Here is a 17,808-nt window from a genome sequence, read left to right as displayed (position 1 = left end):
CGATTGGCCTGCAAGCAGGGGCCATTGTGCGAGCATTTTGCCGCTTTTCCCCGGACTCTTACGGAGCACCGTTACATCGGGGGTTAGCGAGCTGTTCAGGGCGACGGGACTATCGTTTCCGACAGGTATTCCCTTATCCGGCAAACATCCTCATGACACGATCGCGATCAGCGGCCTGCGTCGCTCTGGCCGTCGCGCTACTCGCCGCGGCCAATCCTGCAGCGAAAGGCGACGAGGTCGGCGTCAGCGACGATGCGATTCTGTTCGGCCAGGCGGCCGCGCTCGAAGGCCCCTCCTCCGCGCTCGGACAGCGGATGCGGCAAGGCATCGTCGCGGCATTCACCGAGATCAACGAAAAGGGCGGCGTCCACGGCCGCAGGCTCCAGCTCATCAGCCGCGACGACGGCTACGATCCCGACCGCTCGGTGGCGCAGACGCTGCGGCTGATCGAGGACGACAAGGTGTTCGCGCTGATCGGCGCGGTGGGCACGCCGACCGCGATGGCGACGATACCGATCACCAGTACCAGGAACATTCCCTTCATCGGTCCGTTCAGCGGTGCCGAATTCCTGCGCGACCTCGAGCTTGCGAACGTCGTCAACATTCGCGCAAGCTATGGCGCTGAAGCGGAGGCCTGGGTCAAGCACCTCACCGAGGATCGCCACTTCACCCGCATCGGCATCTTCTACCAGGACGATTCCTTCGGCCGCGACGGTCTCGCCGGCGTAAAGCGCGCACTCGCCAGGCGCGGCCTCGAGCTCGCCGCCGAAGGCACCTTCGAGCGCAACACCCGCGCGGTCGGCGCGGCCTGGCGCATGATCAAGCGCGCCGAGCCCGAAGCCGTCGTCATGGTCGGGACCTACGGCCCTTGCGCGGAGTTCATTAAGCTCGCGCATCGCAGCGGCTTCCATCCGACCTTCGTCAACATCTCCTTCGTCGGCGCCAATGCGCTCGCCAGAGAGCTCGGCCCCGACGGCGAAGGCGTCATCGTCTCGCAGGTCGTGCCGTTTCCCTGGGATCGCTCGCAAAAGCTCGTCGCCGACTACCAGGCGGCGCAGAGGGCGTTCGACCCGACGCTGACACCGGACTTCGTGTCGCTCGAAGGCTATCTCTCCGGCCGCCTCGCGGCCGCGGCGCTGGAGAAGGCCGGGCCGCAGCCGACCCGCGCGAGCCTATTGCGCGCCATCAACGATGTCGGCCGCTTCGACATCAGCGGCAGCATCGTCACCGTCGGCGCGCGCATGACCGACGCGCCGCCGAAGGTGTTCTTGACCGTGATCCAGAAGGACGGGACGTTCAGGGCGGTGGATCGGCTTTAGGCTAACCCCGACTAGCGCCACGAAAAAGGTGCGCTCCCTCCCCCCTTGCGGGGGAGGGTTGGGGAGAGGGGTCGCCCAGGAAAAGGTGCTTGTTGCCGACGATGCACCGCTCGGTGCGCGACGGAAGGAATCCCCGTGCGGCACCCCTCTCCCTGCCCCTCCCCCGCAAGGGGGGAGGGAACGGAGAGAGCTGTGCTGTCGGCTAGAAAGTCATCAAGGCCGGCGCGTCCAGCACTCCGCGTTGACGGCGCCTTGCGGGACCTCGCCTTTGACGATCGCCTCGACCTGCCGCACCGTTTCAAGCGACTGGTATTCGATCGCCTGCGGCGTCAGCCCGCCGACATGTGGCGTGGCGATAGCGTTGGGAAGCCTCGCCAGCTCCGGGCTCGGCATCTGGTCGGGCGCGCGGCCGACATCCATCGCCGCGCCGGCGATGCGGTTTTCGCGCAGCGCGCGTGCCAGCGCAGCCTCGTCGACGAGATTGCCGCGCGAGAGATTGATGAACACAGCATCCTTTTGCATGCGCGCCAGCGCCGCCTCGCCGATCAAATTCTCGGTCTGCTCGTTGGCGATGGCGAGGCAGACGACATAGTCGGAAGCCCCAAGAAGCTCGTCGAGACTGACCTGCCGGATCGAACCGTCGCTGACATCAGCGAAGGGATCGGAGACCAGCACCTCCATGCGCATCACCTTGGCGATTTCGGCGAGATAGCGCCCGATGCTGCCATAGCCGATGATGCCGATCCGGCTGCCGGCGAGCTGGCGGCCCATCCGCGCCTCGACCCTGCGGCCGGCCTGGTAATCCGCCGTCGCCCGGGACACGCCGCGGGAGAGATCGACCATGTAGCCGATCGCAAGCTCGGCCACCGCCTGCACGAAGCCCGGACCGGCGCGGGTCACGAGCACGCCGGCGTTCGAGGCTGCATCGACGTCGACATTACGGATGTCGACGGCACAGCGGACGAAGGCACGCAGGCGCGGCAGTTGCGCAAAGATCTCGCCGCGCCCTTCCGTCATGCGATCGGCGACGATGATGTCGGCATCACCAGCCGCGCGCACGAGGGTAACCGCGTCCAGCGTGTCGTCGCTCTCGTGCAGGATCACCTCGGCGGCCGCGCGCAGGCCATTCAGGCTGCGGTCGCCGTAGTAATTGCGGCGCATCTCCGGCGTGTGAGCCAGCAAGACTTTCACGACAAGACTCCTTCAGTAGCCGAATGCCCGCGGCAGTGCGGTCGAGAGCCATGGCACGAAAGCGATGACGAGCAGGCAGAGGAACAACAGGCCGAGATAGCCCATGATCGGCTTCACCGTCTGCTCGATCGGCACGTTGCCGATCAGGCATGCGCCGTAGAGTCCGAGCCCGAGCGGCGGCGCGAACAGGCCGATGCCCATCGCGATGACCAGCACGACGCCGAAATGCAGGGGATCGACGCCGAGCTGCACGGCCACCGGCAGCAGCAGCGGCCCGAAGATGATGAGCGCGGCAGCGCCTTCCAGCACCGAGCCCATCACGATCAGCACGCCGATCGCGAGCAGGATGAACAGCCACGTCCCTGATGTCTTGGACAATCCCAACATGAAGTCGCCGACCGCGTGCGGCACCTGCTGCAGGGTCAGCGTGAACGCCAGCGACTGCGCGGCGGCGACGATGAACAGCACGAGCCCCGCACGCGTCGCGCCCTGCACGAAGCTGTGTGCGGCCGACTTAAAGGTGAGCTCGCGGAACACGACGCTGCCGACGACGAGCGCATAGGCCACGGCAAACGCGGAGATCTCCGTCGCCGTCGCAAAGCCGCTCTTGAAGCCGAAGAAGATCATGAAGATCAGGCCGAACGAGGCGATCGCGCCGCTCCAAAGGCCAGACACCGGCATCTGCGGCGCAACGTCCTCGGTATCCGCCGGCCGCTTGCCGAAGATGATGGACACCGCGATCAGGACCAGCGCCATCAGCGCCGCCGGCAGGAGGCCAGCGACGAACAGGCCGCCGATCGACAGGTTCGCGACGAAACCCAGGATGATCAAATTGATGCAGGGCGGAATGGTTTCCGCCATCACCGCGGATGCGGCAAGCAACGCCACCGCGCCGCCCGGATTCTGCTTCGAGCGGCGTGCGGCCGGGATCAGCACCGAGCCGACCGCGGCGACGTCGGCCATCTTCGAACCGGATATGCCTGAGAACAGCACCATCGACGCCACCATCACGACGTTGAGTCCGCCGCGCATACGGCCGACACCGCGTTGCAACAGCTCGATCAGGCGCACCGACATGCCGTTGGCTTCCATGAGGTAGCCGACGAGGATGAAGAAGGGGATCGCGAGCAGCACGAAATTGTCGATGCCGCGCGCCATCTGCTGGGCGAAGATCACGCCGGGCAGCGCGCCCTCGACCCAGATGAAGATCAGCGCGGCCAGCGCCAGCGCGAACCCGATCGGCAATCCGCCGAACAGGGTTGCGAAGAAGCCGATAAACATCAGCGTACCCGCTGACGGCACCGTGGACGGCGACAGATAATCCCAGGCGAGATAGAGGCCGCTGACGATGACGACCGCAACGAGGCCCCTGACGATGTCAGGCAGCGGCCGCGCGCAGAGCTGGTCGATCGCGAACACCGTCATGAACAGCGCGCCGATGCCCATCGGGTAGAAGGTCAGCTCCAGCGGCAGGCCGGACCCGGTGGTTTGGCCTGAAGTCAATGATCCCAGCTTGATCGCGTTGTAGGCGACATAGCCGGAGATCAGCACGACCAGAAGCGCGCTCGCGGCATCCACCAGCGTGCGCAGCCGCACCGGCAGCAGATCGCGGAAGAAGGACACGCCGACATTCTCGCCGCGCGCCAGCGCGCTCGCCGCGCCGAAGAAGGCCGAGCCGACCATCAGGCCGCGCGCGACGTCGTCGGACCATTCGACCGGCGCATTGAAGCAGAAGCGCAGCAGCACCGACGCGCAGACGACCACGAGATCGGCGGCCAGGAGGATGGCCGCAATCGCGTCGCTGAGGCGAAGCAGCAGCGTAATGCTCCCGTGGCGGCCGCCCGAGAGGGGCACGGCGGCTGTCAACGCCATCTCAGACTTGGTCATCTCAAGCTTGCGTCGCGCGGATGATGTCGATGACCGGCTTGGACTCCGGCCGCGCCTTGATGAAGTTCTCGTGCTGCGGCGCGACGCGCTTCTTGAAGGCTTCGCGGTCGCATTCGGCCACCGTCACGCCCTTCTCGGTCAAAGCCGTCAGCGCCTCCTTCTCGACCGCAAGCCCATGGGCGCGCGTATCGGCCGCGGCCTTCTTGGCGGCATCGAGGAAACCCTCGCGCAGCTTCGGATCCATGCGGTTGTAGGTCACGTCGCTGAAGTAGATCGCGAGCGGCGAGAAATTGTGCTGCGTCAGTGAGTAGAATTTTGCCGTTTCGAAGAACTTGCTGGCCAGAATCGTCGGCGGATCGTGCTCCAGCCCGTCGAGCACGCCGGCCTGGAGCGCCGTGTAGATCTCGCCGAAGGCCAGGGGCGTCGCGGCGGCGCCCATCAGGCGCAGGCATTCCGTGATCACCGGATTCGGCAGCGTCCTGATCTTGAGGCCGGCGAGATCCTCCGGCGTCTTCACCGGCTTCCTCGCGAGCACGCTGCGTGAGCCGAAATTATAGGCCCAGGCGATGATGCGGATGTTGCCACTCTTGAGCAGCGCGTCCTCGATCGGCTTGGCGGCGCCGGAATCGAACGCCTTGGTCTGCTGCGGGAAGCTCGAGAACAGAAAGCCGAGGTCGAAGGTGCCGACCAGCGGCACCAGGTTGGCCGAGATCGACGAGCCCGACACCATGAGGTCGATGACGCCGAGCTTCACCGAATTGATGACGTCGATCTCCTGCCCGAGCTGGTTGTCCGGGAAGAAGGCGACCTCGACCTGCTCGCCGAGCCCGTTGCCCTTCAGGTTCTTGACGAGGTTGTCATAGTAGACGCGGCCGTTGGCGTATTTCGGATCGTTCGGCAGCGAGGAGGAGCATTTCAGCTTCAGCGTCGCCGCTTCGGCGCGACCGATGATGGCAGGAGAGAGAACGAGGCCGGCGGTGACCGCCGTCGACGACTTGATGAACGTGCGACGGCTCACAGGCACGATGGTCATGGCGCGGTCTCTCCCCGAATATTCTTGCTTACGGCCGAGATCGCTGCCACGGCCTGTTGCGCGGACTGTATGGCCAAAGCGACGGGGCAGGCAAGGGTTGCAGCCGGCCGTCGCAAAGCGGCGGGTTGCGAACATCGACGGCATCGGCGCCGTCAAAACAACCATGTTTGTCCGGGATTCTCGATCGGATCGGCCTCGGGGCCGATGTGCGACAGGACGCTTCGCGCAGCAGCACGGATCAATCCAATTGGTGCATGGATCAATGCGCAATTCACATGGATGCCGCCCGAGCGATGCCCCGGCGGCTCCGGCAGACGCCCTGCCCCATTTTGCCGCAGCTTGCAGCGTGATCCAGTGCACAGACAGACGCGTGGCGGCGACCTAGGAATGATGACATCATCGCGCGCATTGCCGATGGAGGTGACACCATGCGCCGTCCGGTCCTTCGCAATTTGTTTCTTGCCTCCAGCCTTGTCGCGCTCACGCAGTTGATAACGCCGACTGACGCCGACGCCGAGGCGCGGCTCGCACTCGTGATCGGCCAATCGGCCTACCGGACCGTGCCGGAGCTGCCCAACGCAGCCAACGACGCCAGGGGCATGACGGAGCTGCTCGGCAATGCCGGCTTCACCGTCACCACGGCGGCCAATTTGGCGCAGAACGAGATGCGCGCTGCAATCTCCGATTTCGCCGGCAAGGTCAGCGCCAGCGGCGCAGACACCGTCGCACTGGTGTTCTATGCCGGCCACGGCCTCCAGATCGACGGCGAGAACTATCTGGTGCCGGTCGATCTCGATCCCAAGCGCGAGGCCGACATTCCACTCCAGGGCGTGCGGCTGAACGATCTGCTCAACACGCTCGGCGCGCTGCCGACGCGGGCACGCATCTTCATGTTAGATGCATGCCGCAACAATCCGTTCCCTGCGCTCAGCGGCGCTGGCCACGGGCTTGCGATCGTCGACACCAAAGCCGGCGCGCCCGGCTCCTTCATCTCCTATTCGACCTCGCCCGGCGCCGAAGCCGAGGACGGCTCCGGCGTCGACAGCCCCTACACCACGGCGGCGCTGACCGTTGCCAAGCAGCCCAATTTGCCGATCGAGGAAGTGTTCAAGCGCATCCGCATCGCCGTGGCGCAATCGACCGACGGGCGGCAGATCCCGTGGGAAAGCTCGTCGCTGACGACCGACTTCAAGTTCTTCGGCGGCGAAAGCAGCGGCGGACAGCCTGCTCTCCCGGGCGCATCCGCCATGGCACTCGCCAGCGGCACGCGCAGCGTCGCGGACTGGCGCAAGGATTTGCAGGGCAAGGAGCCGAAGGCTGCCTATGAGCTGGTGATCGCCGACGACACCGTCGAGGCGTATCAGGCCTATGTCGAGCTCTACGCACAGGCCTCCTACACGCCGCGTCTGCGCACGATCCTGGAGCGCCGGCGTCAGATGCTGGCCTGGGAGCGCGCCACCGCCATCAACACGCGCGCTTCGTTCGAGGCCTATCTGGCGAATTGGGACAACAGCGATCTCGCCGCAACTGCGCGCCGGCTGCTGCTCCGCGTGCAGAACCGCAACTATGCCTTGCCGGTCGCGGCCGCAGCGGCCCCTGCTCCGGTCGCGGTCGCAATGGCCCCGACCTGCCCGTGCTCGGCGCCGTCGACACCGGCAACGCCGGTCAATCCGGCGGTGGCGCCCGTCATCAAGAAACGCGTCGACGATACCCCGCCGAAGCGAAAGGTGGTCGAGACGCCGCCGAAGCCGCGCCGGCCGCCGCCCGACGAAGTGATCTACGAGCGCGCGCCACCCCCTGGCCCGCCACCTGAAGCCGTGGGCGTCGGAATTGGCGTCGGGATTGGTCTCGGCATGGGCATGGGCGGCCGTGGCGGAGGCGGCTACGGACGCGGCGACTACAACCGCGGCAGGTACTGAGCCCCAGTTCACCAAGCGAATGGATGTCCGCAGGCCCTGCCTGCGGACATTTCTGTTGATGGTGAGCGGCCAGCAACTCGCGTGCCCCGGGCGCAGCGCAGCGCTCCCGGCGATGCGACGCATCGTCCGGTGCGGTGCGCTGCAGAGCCGGGGCCCACGCGGCAGCAATCGGCGTAGCACGATGGGTCCCGGCTCTGCGGCGCAGCACTACGTGCTGCGCCGCGTCCGAGACACGCAGATCGTGGACATTCGCGAAATGCTGTAGTCTGAGCGACGCCAGCCTTTTCGGGGATTCCATATCGATGCCGCACGACGCGCCCGCCAAGAACTCATGGCCGCTGTTCCGGTCACTCGCGTCCTATTCCCTGCCCGGCGACCTCATGGCGGGACTGACGCTGGCGGCGATTGCGATCCCAGAGCAGATGGCCACGGCGCGGCTCGGTGGTTTTGCGCCGCAGATCGGCTTCTTCGCGTTCATGGCGGGCTCGCTCGGTTTCGCGCTGCTCGGCGGCAACCGCTTCCTGTCCTGCGGCGCGGATTCCACGATCACGCCGATCTTCGCCGGCGGACTTGCCGCGCTCGCTGCCACCGGCTCGCCTGAGTATCAGGGGCTTGCGATCGCGCTGGCGCTGATGGTCGGCGCGATGATGCTGGCCAGCGGCGCTTTCCGCCTCGGCGGCATCGCCAATCTTCTGTCCGTGCCGGTGATGGTCGGCTTCCTCGCCGGCATCTCCGTCCACATCATCGTCTCGCAACTGCCGGGCGTGCTCGGGCTTCCATCACCAAGCGGGCCGACACTCGAACGCATCGGCGTGCTCGCGACCGAACTCGGCCGCACCAACCCGTTCACGCTCTGCATCGGGCTCGGTGTGCTCGCCGTGGTCTTCATCGCCGAGAGGGTCAGCGCGAAAATTCCGGGTGCGCTGATCGGGCTCGTCGCCGCGACGCTGGCCACAATCGCACTCGGCCTCGAAAGCAAGGGCGTCAGCGTCGTCGGCGCGGTGCCGGGCACGCTGCCGCGACCGACCTTGCCTGACCTTGCACCGGAGCTGTGGGTGCGCCTGGTGCCGCTCGCCTTCGTCATCACGGTCGTGGTGATGGTGCAGACGGCCGCGACGACGCGGTCGTTCCCGTCCGATCCCGACAAGCCTGCCGATGTCGATCGCGATTTCCTCGGTGCGGGCGCTGGCAGCGTGCTGTCCGGCCTGTTCGGCGCGTTTCCGGTCAATGCCAGCCCGCCGCGAACCGGGATCGTCGCCGAGACCGGCGGACAATCGCAGCTCGCGGGCCTTGCGGCCGGGGCAATCGTGCTGGCGCTGCTCGCGTTCGGGACGGGGCTGCTGCAGCACGTTCCGGACGCCGCGCTCGGCGGCATCCTGCTGTTCGTGGCGCTGCGGATCATCCGGGTGAAGCAGATCGCCATGATCTACCGGCAATCGTTCAGCGAGTTCCTGCTGATCGTCGCCACTGCCGCGCTGATCATCGTGCTGCCGATCCAGCAGGGCGCCTTCCTCGGCATCGTGCTGTCGCTGCTGCACGGCATCTGGAGCACGACGCGCGCGCGGCTCGTCGAGTTCGAGCGCGTGCCGGGCACCACGATCTGGTGGCCGGCGCATCCGCACATCACCGGCGAGCGCATCGCCGGCGTCGCCGTGATCGGGCTCCAGGCGCCGCTGTCCTTCCTCAACGCGCCGGGTTTTCGCAGCGACGTGGCCAAAGTGCTCGGCACCTCGACGCCGCAACTGCTGGTGCTGGAGGCGAGCGGCATGGTCGAGATCGACTTCACCGCCGCGCAGATCCTGCTCGACGTCTTCAAGGCGTGCAGCGAACAGGGCGTCACCGTCGCACTGGCGCGGCTGGAATCGGTGCGCGCGCAGAACGCGTTCGAACGTTTCAGACTGTTCGACGCCCTGCCCCGCGAACACGTCTTCCACAGCGTCGATGAAGCCGTGCGCAAGCTGGCGAAATAACCACCGCCTTCACTCGGTCCGCCGCCCCAAAAGGGAGCGATACTTTTGGTCGCCGGCCAGTTCGCGGAGTAAGACCATGGCCGCCGCGTCAAAGCTAGCACTTGATTTCCTGCTGCGACGGGCGACAATGATGTCGCGCCAGCTTCCGGTACCGAACTTCATATAAGACGGGGAAAACCCGCTTGGCCGCGGCTATACCGTCGCTGCGCGGGAGGGATCGTTATGACGGTAGGGTTCAAGCGCTGGCTGCAGCGCCGACATGATCCAGGCCGCCGATCGTATCGCCGTTACGATTGGGTGCGATGCAATCGCGCCGCTGCTCCGCGAAGAACGCCCCCTGGTTCGCGGCGAACTCGCCACCCCGGCGCTGCAAGTGGAACGCCACCAAATGATCATCGAGCCAATACATTGCGGACGTTGTCGCGGGCGCATGCGTTGGGCCACGGAGGCGCGATAGACTGAAAGAGACTCCAAGCCGGCGTTAGACTGGCCAAAGGATATTAGCTCAGACACACCGAGGGAGGAATGCATGACGACGGTAACCCGACGTAACATCCTCAAGGGCGGCACGGCGCTTGTGGGCGGCATGGCCGGCATCCTGGCCACTGGCAGGGCTCCCGTTTTTGCACAGGGCACCACGGTACACTGGCTGCGTTGGAATGACTTCGTGCCAGCTTCCGATCAGCTATTGCGCAAGGAGCTCCTGCCTGCTGCCGAGAAGGCGCTGGGAATCAAGATCAATCTTGAGACTGTGAATGGCAACGACCTGCAGCCGCGCATCACCTCGGCGATCCAGTCGGGCTCAGGTCCCGACATCATCATGCTCTTCAACAACCACCCGCAGATCTATTCGGAGAGCGTCATCGACCTGTCCGACATCGCAGGTCGTGTGAGCGAGGCCGAAGATGGCTATTATGATCTGTGCAAGTCCAACTCCGCCGACGGCCAAAAATGGATCTCTTTGCCGTGGACCATCGTCGGCGCCATGATCGCCTACCGAAAATCCTGGTTCGATGAGATCGGCTCATCGACCTTCCCGGACACTTGGGAGAAGTATCGCGAGGTTGGCAAGAAGCTCAAGGCCCAGGGCCGGCCGATCGGTCAGACGCTCGGCCACACGTTCGGTGACGCGCCGACGTTCAGTTACCCGTACATGTGGTCGTGGGGCGGCACCGAGGTCGAGAAGGACGGCAAGACTGTCAACATCAACAAGAAAGAGGTCATCGAGTCCGTCAAGTTCATGACGGCTTTCTGGAAGGAAGCCCACGACGAGGGCGGGCTTGCCTGGGATGACACCAACAACAACCGTGCGTTCCTGTCGCAAACCATCTGCGCCACCCTCAACGGCGCTTCGATCTACATCGAATCGCTGCGCAACCCCGACAAATATATTACTGAAAAAGGCGCACAGCTGAAGACCGACATCCAGCACTCGCCGTTGCCCAAAGGCCCGGCCGGCCAATTCGCCATGCACACCTATTTCTCTCACGTCATTCCGAACTATTCGAAGAATCAGGACGGTGCGAAGGCGTTGTTGAAGTGGGTCCATACCAAGGCGAACTACGAGCCTTGGTTCGTCTCCCAGAAAGGTTTCGCGACACCGCCGACCCACGAATGGGAGAAACACAAGTTGTGGGAAGAGGACAAGGTCATGGCGCCCTTCAAGATCGCCGGCCTCCTGGGTCAGACGCCCGGGTACCCTCTGCCCTCATCAGGCAAGAAGGCTGCCGAAGTGCTCACCAAATACATCATCACAGATATGTACGCCAAAGCGATCCAGGGCGCTCCGGCGGAGGATTCCGTGAAATGGGCGGAAGTCGAACTCAAGAAGGTCTATTCTTGAAAGTACGTGCGCAGCACGTCGCACGGCTGCGAAGTGGCTGCCGCGCGCCCCGCGTCTCGGACTTGTACGGTGCGCCGTCTCTCTGTGAGGCGGCGCGATCAAAGTTTCGCATGACGCGTCTGTTGGCGTGCGCTTAGAGGTGAAGCGAGATGGCGATCGCCGAGACCCAAGTCTACATGCCGCAGGCGCCGCGGCCCAGAATCCGGCTGCTTGAGGACGAGCGTTGGCTCGCATTCGTGCTGCTGGTGCCGACCCTGGCGCTGCTCGGTACGTTCATCGCCTATCCGTTCTTGCGCGGCATCTTGTTGTCGGTGACCAACTCGCGCGTCGGCGTTCCAGGCGAGTTCGTCGGCCTCGCCAACTTCTACAAGATCTTCAATGACGGGATCTTTCGCACCTCCGTCTACAACACGTTTCTTTATACGGGCGTAACCACCGTCTTCAAGCTGGCGCTCGGGCTGTGGCTGGCCATGCTGCTCAACCGGAATTTCCGCGGCAAGGCTTTCACCCGTGCTTTCATCCTGCTGCCCTTCATCATCCCGACCGTGCTCTCGACTTTCGCCTGGAAGTGGATGTTCGACCCGACATTTAGCGTCCTCAATTGGCTCCTCTACCATCTCGGTTTGATCAGCGGTCGGATCAATTGGCTTGGCGATCCAGACCTCGCCATGATCTCGATCATCATCGTCAACATCTGGCGCGGAGTGCCATTCTTCGCCATCAGCCTGCTCGCCGGCCTGCAGACCATCAGTCCCGAACTTAGCGAGGCCGCCGCCATAGACGGTGCCAGGCCGTGGCAGCGGTTCTGGCACATCACCTGGCCCCTGCTGCTGCCCGTGACCATGGTCGTGGTGCTGTTCTCGGTGATTCAGACGTTCGCCGACTTCCAGATCGTCTATGTGATGACAGGCGGCGGACCAGCCAATGCAACGCACCTGTTCGCCACCTACGCCTATCAGATCGGCATCGGCACCGGCCTCCTAAGCGAGGGCGCTGCCATCTCGCTCGCCATGTTTCCGGTCCTGTTTCTGGTCGTCATCATCCAACTTCTCTACATCCGCCGCGTGGAGGTCCGCTGAGCCATGATCGAGGGCGCAAGGTGGCGAAAGTGGGCGTTCTTCTACGTCCCCATGGCGATGTTCCTGCTTTTCCTGCTGTTCCCGTTCTACTGGATGGTGATCACTTCGGTGCGGCCGGACGGCGAGCTTTACCGACCCTGGAATTCGATCAACTACAATCCGTTCTGGACCTGGAACCCGACCTGGGACCATGTCAGGTACCTGTTCGAGGAGACGCTGTTTGCATCGTGGCTGTGGAACACGACGTTCATCGCGCTCGCGTCAACCGCCATCTCGCTCGTGTGCGGCGTGTTCGCCGGCTATGCTCTCTCGCGGCTGAACTTTCCATTTGCAGGCAGCCTGGGCACCGGCATCTTCATCACCTATCTGGTGCCTCAAACGCTGCTCTTCATTCCGCTGGCAGAGATCATCCGCAACTATCGGCTGGGTGACACGCCCTGGTCATTGATCCTGACCTATCCGACCTTTCTCATTCCGTTCTGCACCTGGCTCATGATGGGCTACTTCAAGGCGGTGCCCAAGGAGCTCGAGGAATGCGCGCGCATTGACGGCGCCTCGCGCTGGCAGGCCATGCTCTACATCGTCATCCCGGTGGCGATCCCGGGCATCCTCTCGGCCGGCATCTTCGCTTTCACCCTGTCGTGGAACGAGTTCATCTACGCACTTGTCTTCCTGTCCTCGCCTGGACAGAAGACCGTGCCGGTCGGCGTCACATCGGAGCTGATCCGCGGCGATGTATTCTTCTGGGGACCGCTGATGGCTGGCGCCCTGCTCGGATCGATTCCGGTTGCTATCGCCTATTCGTTTTTCGTCGAGCACTACGTCGCAGGACTGACTGGATCGGTGAAGGGCTGACAGCACCCCGGATCATCAGGAAAGTGGGCATGCGGAAGGCGGGTGGAGCGAATGGGCCAGGTCGTCCTCAAGGGGATCAACAAGTTCTACGACAGCGTGCACGCTGTCAAAGACGTCAATCTGCAGATCCGCGACAAGGAGTTCGTGGTGTTCGTCGGACCGTCCGGCTGCGGCAAGACCACGACGCTGAGAATGATCGCCGGGCTTGAAGCGATCAGTTCCGGCGACATTTCCATCGACGGAAACGTGGTCAATGAATTGGCGCCGATGGACCGCGACATCGCCATGGTGTTCCAGAACTACGCCCTGTACCCGCACATGAGCGTGCACGACAACATGGCGTTTGGCCTGAAGATGCGCAAATTCGAAAAGCCCGAGATTGACAAGCGCGTGCGGGAGGCGGCCGACATCCTCGGCATCGGTGAATTGCTAACGCGCAAGCCGCGCCAGCTGTCCGGCGGCCAGCGCCAGCGCGTGGCGTTGGGTCGTGCCATTGTGCGTCACCCCCGCGTGTTCCTGTTCGACGAGCCGCTGTCGAACCTCGATGCCAAGCTGCGGGTACAGATGCGCGTTGAGCTCAAGAAACTGCATCTCCGTCTCGGCACCACCGCCATTTACGTTACCCACGATCAGGTCGAGGCCATGACGCTGGGTGACCGGGTCGTCGTCATGAAAGACGGCGTGGTCCAGCAAGTGGGGGAGCCGCTCGAACTGTACAATCAGCCCGCCAACAAGTTCGTCGCCGGCTTCATCGGCTCCCCGGCCATGAATTTCGCCGCCGTTACGGTGACCGAGGCGAACGGATCGCTGATTGCCGAGAACTCCGGCCTGCGCATCAAGCTGCCGGACGAGACCGCGCAGCGGCTGCGCGGCCATATCGGACGCGAGGTCATGCTCGGCGTGCGGCCGGAGGACCTTACCGTGGCGGGTAGCGCTGATCTCGGCCACTCATGCTTCGATGCTGTGATTGAGGTGGTCGAGCAACTCGGCTCGGAAATCCTGCTCGATATGAAGGTCGGCGAGAGTATCATGGTGGCGAGCGTCGAGCCGACCGCGAGGGTGAGGGTGGGCGACAGGCTGCGCGTTGCCATGCGGCCTTCCAGGCTTCATGTTTTCGACGCGCAGACCGAGGCGGCCATCTAACCCCGGCAGAGGATCAATTCCACCGGTGAGCGGGAATTCGCCTTCTTGTCACCAGCTTCGATGACGCCCGGAGAGCTCGATGGCACTTGGCTCGTTGCCGGGCACACCGGATTTACGAGTACACGCCTCTAGGCCAGGGTCGGATGATCCCGCTGTATCGCCTCACGGATCCAGCTGGCATGGATCGCGCGAAACAGGATCTGCGCGGTCTTGAGGTCGTTCGCTGTCATGCAGAGATCGACGATGCGATGGACGGCGGCGTCGCGCATCAATCCATCCGAGATCTTCATCGCGATTTCCATCGCCACCTTGGCCGCGCGTTCATAGCGCTCACCTTCGCGCGTGTCGTTGCGCGCCGAACCGGCCGCGCTCGCGGCTGCGGCGTCACAAATCGCGCGGATGCGCTCGGCGGCCTCGATGTCGCCGAGCGGTCCTTCGATCGTCTCGTCCCAGATGTCCGCCGGCTTCTGCTTCGCGAACCACTTCATCGCCCCGTCACCAATGGTCTTCCAGCCGCCGTAGTTCCGCGCTCCCGCCTCGCCCAGCATAGAGAGGCCGATCGAGATCGGCGAGGCGATTTTTCCGCCACGCATTATCGATATGCAGTCAGGACGTCCGACGTGGTCCGATGGCCTCGAACTGCGCCTTCTGCTCGTCATTCAGCGTGGCGTAGAAATCCTCCAGCGCTGCGCGAACCGACTTGACGCCGTCGAGCATCGTGTCGAGCCGCTTGCGAACCGCGGCCATTCGCGCCGGCGGCGTCATCACGTCGCTGGGCTCGCAGGCCGCCTTGAGCGATGCGCTGACCTTGGCGCTGGTATCCTGGAGCACCTGTAGCGCGGCGCGCTGAGTGTCGTTGGGATGAAGCCTCGCGTCGATGTCAGTGCTGGGCCAATCGAGCGCAGCAGGCGTCGCGCAATTCTGGACCAGCGATCCCCCGGTGTTGCTGGAAGCCGTCGCACGACGCTGATCCTCGGCCAGCGCATTGAAGCGCGCCTTCTGCTCGTCGGTGAGCGAGCCGTAGAATCGATCGAGCGCGGGCTGAACGAGATCGACGGCTTTCTCCATCGCCTCGATGCGCTGCTGCATCGCCGTCAGCCGACCTGGCGCTGTCGCCGCGACCTGCGACGGGCAGGACGCGCGGATCATCTCGGACGCCTGGATCGAGGCATTGCCGAGTTCGTCGAGGCTTGCGCCTTGCGCCTCGGTCGGCTGCACCGCGGCGGCGATCTGGTCGATCGGCAGACCGACGATTTCGCGGCGGTCGCTGCCGCAGAGCCGATCCAGCGGGACGCCGCGCGCCTGGCGCCGTCCCACCGGCCGCTGCGGCAGATAGGCCGAGAGACCGTCATAGCCGTAGGGCCCGAAGATGCCGGCATAGATGTCCGGATAGCCGTAGCCCCAGAAGCCGAGACCGTCGCCCCAGATCGTGTAGTCGTAGAGATCGTTGTAGGCGAACGGCCAGAACAGCGGTCCGACCCAGCCATAACCGCCGCCCGCATGTTGCCACCACCCGCTGCTGGCGCCGTGCCAGCCGGCCAGTGCGGCCGCCGCTGCGATCTGGGCTCGCGCGGCCGGATTGCTGATCAGACGGCCGTTGCGGAAGGCGCTGGAATGCACGTTGAGGGCGTTGCGAAAATTCGCAGGACGGACGGCCGCATTGCGGATCTGGCCGAAGTTCGGGCCGCGATGTCGCGCGCCAGTTGCGAAGCGGGGCCCGCCATGATGCCCGCCGCCATGCGCGTGCCCGAAGCCATGACCACCAAAATGGCCGCCTCCATGATGACCACCACCATGATGACCGCCGCCGTGATGGCCGCCACCATGATGGCCGCCGCCATGCCCGCCTCCGTGCCCACCACCATGGCCGCCACCGTGCCCGCCCTTGCCCAGAGCCGTGCCCGCCAGCATGCAGGCAAGCGCCATCACGGCAATTCCAATGACAGGTCGCAACATCGCATCCTCCCGCAGAGCCGCGCCATCGAGGCATCGGAAATTGACGGAATTGGAACCGGCCTGACTGCCGAAAGTTCCGCGACCGCGACGCAGCGGACGGCGCGCTATGCCTCCGGCACGATCTTGCCGGGATTGAAGATATTCAGCGGATCGAGCGCCTGCTTCAGCGCCCGCATCGCGTCGAGCGCTTCGGGGCCGAGTTCCGCCTTGAGATATTTCTGCTTGCCCTGGCCGATGCCGTGCTCACCGGTGCAGGTGCCGTCCATCGCCTGCGCGCGCTCGACCAGGCGATGCATGAACTCCTCGCCGCGCGCCATCTCGTCGGCATCGTTGGTGTCGCAGACCAGCGAGCAGTGGAAATTGCCGTCACCGACATGGCCGACGATCGGCGACAGCAGGTTGAGGCGCTTGAGATCTTCCTCGGTCTCGCCGACGCAATCGGCAAGCCGCGAGATCGGCACGCAAACGTCGGTTGCAACCACGCCGATGCTGTCGCCGGGACGCAGCGCCTTCACCGACCAATAGGCGTCGTGCCGCGCTTGCCACAGCTTGGTGCGATCCTCCGGCTTGGTGGTCCAGGAGAAATCGCCGCCGCCGCAATCCTTTGCAATCTCGCCGAACGCCTTGGACTGCTCGCCGACCTCGACCTCGCTGCCGTGGAATTCCATCAGCAGCAACGGCGTTTCCGGCAGCGTCAGCTTCGAATAGGCGTTGCAGGCCTTCACCTGCGCGGCGTTGAGCAGCTCGATGCGCGCCACGGGAATGCCGGTCTGGATCGCCAGGATCACGGCCTGACATGCCCCGTGCACGGTCTCGAACGACACCGCACCGGCCGCGATTGTGTCAGGGATGCCGCGCAGGCGAATGGTCAGCTCGGAGATGATGCCGAGCGTGCCTTCGGCGCCGACGAACAGATGCGTCAGGTCGTAGCCGGCAGAAGATTTCTTGGCGCGCGTGCCTGTCGTGATGATCTCGCCGTCGCCGCGCACGACCTTCAAAGCGAGCACGCTGTCGCGCATGGTGCCGTAGCGCACCGCGTTGGTGCCGGAGGCGCGGGTCGAGGCCATGCCGCCGAGCGAAGCATCCGCGCCGGGGTCGATGGGGAAGAACAGGCCCTGGTCGCGCAGATGCTCGTTCAGCGCCTTGCGGGTGACGCCGGGCTGGATCACGCAGTCGAGGTCCTCGGCGTGCACCGCGAGCACCTTGTTCATGTCGCGCAGGTCGATCGAGATGCCGCCGGCGGGCGCGTTGACCTGGCCCTCGAGCGAGGTGCCGGTGCCGAAGGCGATGACGGGCACGCGGTTCTTGGCGCAGATCCGCACCACGTCCTGGATGTCGGCGGTCTCCTGCGCCATCACCACGCCGTCCGGCGGCTGGTTGACGATCCATGTGGTGGTATGGCCGTGCTGCTCGCGAACGGCCTGCGAGGTGATGAGGCGGTTGCCGAACCGTGCGGCAAGCTGCTCCAGCGCGCTTGCGAGGGCTTTCGGCTCAACCCGCGGCGGATTATTGGTGATGGTCGTACCCACGGACATTCCTCCCGACAGAAGAACCGTGGCAAAGGACATCTGACCGGTCAAGTCAAGCGACCGCGCGCATAGCAGGAAAGACAC

At 64.7% G+C, this 17,808-nt stretch carries 14 protein-coding genes; 7 read left to right on the top strand and 7 right to left on the bottom strand.

Going from position 1 to position 17,808, the window contains the following annotated elements:
• The first annotated feature begins 152 nt into the window (after positions 1–152).
• Positions 153–1,319, top strand: a complete 1,167-nt coding sequence (locus tag ACVJ5M_RS12630) for an ABC transporter substrate-binding protein (RefSeq protein ID WP_063981587.1) — start codon at positions 153–155, stop codon at positions 1,317–1,319.
• A 213-nt stretch (positions 1,320–1,532) separates the two neighbouring features.
• Here the strand turns inward: ACVJ5M_RS12630 and ACVJ5M_RS12625 are convergent, their stop codons facing one another.
• Genes ACVJ5M_RS12625 through ACVJ5M_RS12615 form a run of 3 tightly spaced genes read right to left on the bottom strand, consistent with a single transcriptional unit; the run spans position 1,533 to position 5,430 of the window.
• Positions 1,533–2,510 carry an NAD(P)-dependent oxidoreductase gene (locus ACVJ5M_RS12625; protein ID WP_063981586.1) on the bottom strand — a complete coding sequence of 326 codons (978 nt, stop codon included), beginning with the start codon at positions 2,508–2,510 and terminating at the stop codon, positions 1,533–1,535.
• Between the two features lie 12 nt (positions 2,511–2,522).
• Positions 2,523–4,397 carry a TRAP transporter large permease gene (locus tag ACVJ5M_RS12620; protein WP_245328563.1) on the bottom strand — a complete coding sequence of 625 codons (1,875 nt, stop codon included), beginning with the start codon at positions 4,395–4,397 and terminating at the stop codon, positions 2,523–2,525.
• 1 nt (position 4,398) lies between these two features.
• Positions 4,399–5,430: a TRAP transporter substrate-binding protein gene (locus tag ACVJ5M_RS12615; RefSeq protein ID WP_028147675.1), complete on the bottom strand. Its 1,032-nt coding sequence runs from the start codon at positions 5,428–5,430 to the stop codon at positions 4,399–4,401.
• Between the two features lie 428 nt (positions 5,431–5,858).
• On the opposite strand from ACVJ5M_RS12615, the gene ACVJ5M_RS12610 reads away from it, so the two are divergent.
• Positions 5,859–7,349, top strand: a complete 1,491-nt coding sequence (locus ACVJ5M_RS12610) for a caspase family protein (RefSeq protein WP_063981585.1) — start codon at positions 5,859–5,861, stop codon at positions 7,347–7,349.
• 302 nt (positions 7,350–7,651) lie between these two features.
• Complete coding sequence (locus tag ACVJ5M_RS12605) at positions 7,652–9,319, top strand: SulP family inorganic anion transporter (RefSeq protein WP_063981583.1); 1,668 nt, start codon at positions 7,652–7,654, stop codon at positions 9,317–9,319.
• Between the two features lie 235 nt (positions 9,320–9,554).
• On the opposite strand, the gene ACVJ5M_RS12600 is transcribed toward ACVJ5M_RS12605, so the two are convergent.
• Positions 9,555–9,728 (bottom strand): hypothetical protein, encoded by a 174-nt coding sequence (locus ACVJ5M_RS12600; RefSeq protein WP_155257718.1) that lies wholly within the window; start codon positions 9,726–9,728, stop codon positions 9,555–9,557.
• Positions 9,729–9,905: 177 nt separating this feature from the next.
• Here ACVJ5M_RS12600 and ACVJ5M_RS12595 point away from each other — a divergent pair, with 177 nt between their 5' ends.
• The 4 genes from ACVJ5M_RS12595 (at position 9,906) to ACVJ5M_RS12580 (ending at position 14,239) form a co-directional block, all read left to right on the top strand.
• Positions 9,906–11,162 (top strand): ABC transporter substrate-binding protein, encoded by a 1,257-nt coding sequence (locus ACVJ5M_RS12595; RefSeq protein WP_224517445.1) that lies wholly within the window; start codon positions 9,906–9,908, stop codon positions 11,160–11,162.
• A gap of 149 nt (positions 11,163–11,311) precedes the next feature.
• Complete coding sequence (locus tag ACVJ5M_RS12590) at positions 11,312–12,241, top strand: carbohydrate ABC transporter permease (protein WP_063981581.1); 930 nt, start codon at positions 11,312–11,314, stop codon at positions 12,239–12,241.
• A 3-nt stretch (positions 12,242–12,244) separates the two neighbouring features.
• Positions 12,245–13,096 (top strand): carbohydrate ABC transporter permease, encoded by an 852-nt coding sequence (locus ACVJ5M_RS12585; RefSeq protein WP_085399493.1) that lies wholly within the window; start codon positions 12,245–12,247, stop codon positions 13,094–13,096.
• Positions 13,097–13,147: 51 nt separating this feature from the next.
• Complete coding sequence (locus ACVJ5M_RS12580; RefSeq protein WP_063981580.1) at positions 13,148–14,239, top strand: ABC transporter ATP-binding protein; 1,092 nt, start codon at positions 13,148–13,150, stop codon at positions 14,237–14,239.
• 128 nt (positions 14,240–14,367) lie between these two features.
• Here ACVJ5M_RS12580 and ACVJ5M_RS12575 read toward each other — a convergent pair whose 3' ends face one another.
• From ACVJ5M_RS12575 to ACVJ5M_RS12565, 3 genes are all read right to left on the bottom strand, one after another.
• Positions 14,368–14,727: a hypothetical protein gene (locus ACVJ5M_RS12575; protein WP_063986149.1), complete on the bottom strand. Its 360-nt coding sequence runs from the start codon at positions 14,725–14,727 to the stop codon at positions 14,368–14,370.
• 118 nt (positions 14,728–14,845) lie between these two features.
• Positions 14,846–16,195 carry a Spy/CpxP family protein refolding chaperone gene (locus tag ACVJ5M_RS12570; RefSeq protein ID WP_063981579.1) on the bottom strand — a complete coding sequence of 450 codons (1,350 nt, stop codon included), beginning with the start codon at positions 16,193–16,195 and terminating at the stop codon, positions 14,846–14,848.
• Between the two features lie 104 nt (positions 16,196–16,299).
• The gene (locus tag ACVJ5M_RS12565; protein WP_038935153.1) at positions 16,300–17,724 is read right to left on the bottom strand and encodes an FAD-binding oxidoreductase; all 1,425 of its coding nucleotides are present in this window, start codon (positions 17,722–17,724) and stop codon (positions 16,300–16,302) included.
• Between the last annotated feature and the right edge of the window lie 84 nt (positions 17,725–17,808).

This window comes from Bradyrhizobium sp. S3.7.6 (assembly GCF_054061875.1).
Note: the sequence above shows the minus strand (reverse complement) of the source record. Positions and strands in the feature narration are given on the sequence as shown.

Bases quoted from the DNA above. Each gene is read 5' to 3' on its own strand.
- ACVJ5M_RS12595 (WP_224517445.1), top strand. From the start codon at position 9,906: ATGGCCGGCATCCTGGCCACTGGCAGGGCTCCCGTTTTTGCACAGGGC.
- ACVJ5M_RS12600 (WP_155257718.1), bottom strand. From the start codon at position 9,728: ATGTATTGGCTCGATGATCATTTGGTGGCGTTCCACTTGCAGCGCCGG.
- ACVJ5M_RS12570 (WP_063981579.1), bottom strand. From the start codon at position 16,195: ATGTTGCGACCTGTCATTGGAATTGCCGTGATGGCGCTTGCCTGCATG.
- ACVJ5M_RS12590 (WP_063981581.1), top strand. From the start codon at position 11,312: ATGGCGATCGCCGAGACCCAAGTCTACATGCCGCAGGCGCCGCGGCCC.
- ACVJ5M_RS12610 (WP_063981585.1), top strand. From the start codon at position 5,859: ATGCGCCGTCCGGTCCTTCGCAATTTGTTTCTTGCCTCCAGCCTTGTC.
- ACVJ5M_RS12605 (WP_063981583.1), top strand. From the start codon at position 7,652: ATGCCGCACGACGCGCCCGCCAAGAACTCATGGCCGCTGTTCCGGTCA.
- ACVJ5M_RS12630 (WP_063981587.1), top strand. From the start codon at position 153: ATGACACGATCGCGATCAGCGGCCTGCGTCGCTCTGGCCGTCGCGCTA.
- ACVJ5M_RS12585 (WP_085399493.1), top strand. From the start codon at position 12,245: ATGATCGAGGGCGCAAGGTGGCGAAAGTGGGCGTTCTTCTACGTCCCC.
- ACVJ5M_RS12615 (WP_028147675.1), bottom strand. From the start codon at position 5,430: ATGACCATCGTGCCTGTGAGCCGTCGCACGTTCATCAAGTCGTCGACG.
- ACVJ5M_RS12620 (WP_245328563.1), bottom strand. From the start codon at position 4,397: ATGACCAAGTCTGAGATGGCGTTGACAGCCGCCGTGCCCCTCTCGGGC.
- ACVJ5M_RS12575 (WP_063986149.1), bottom strand. From the start codon at position 14,727: ATGAAGTGGTTCGCGAAGCAGAAGCCGGCGGACATCTGGGACGAGACG.
- ACVJ5M_RS12580 (WP_063981580.1), top strand. From the start codon at position 13,148: ATGGGCCAGGTCGTCCTCAAGGGGATCAACAAGTTCTACGACAGCGTG.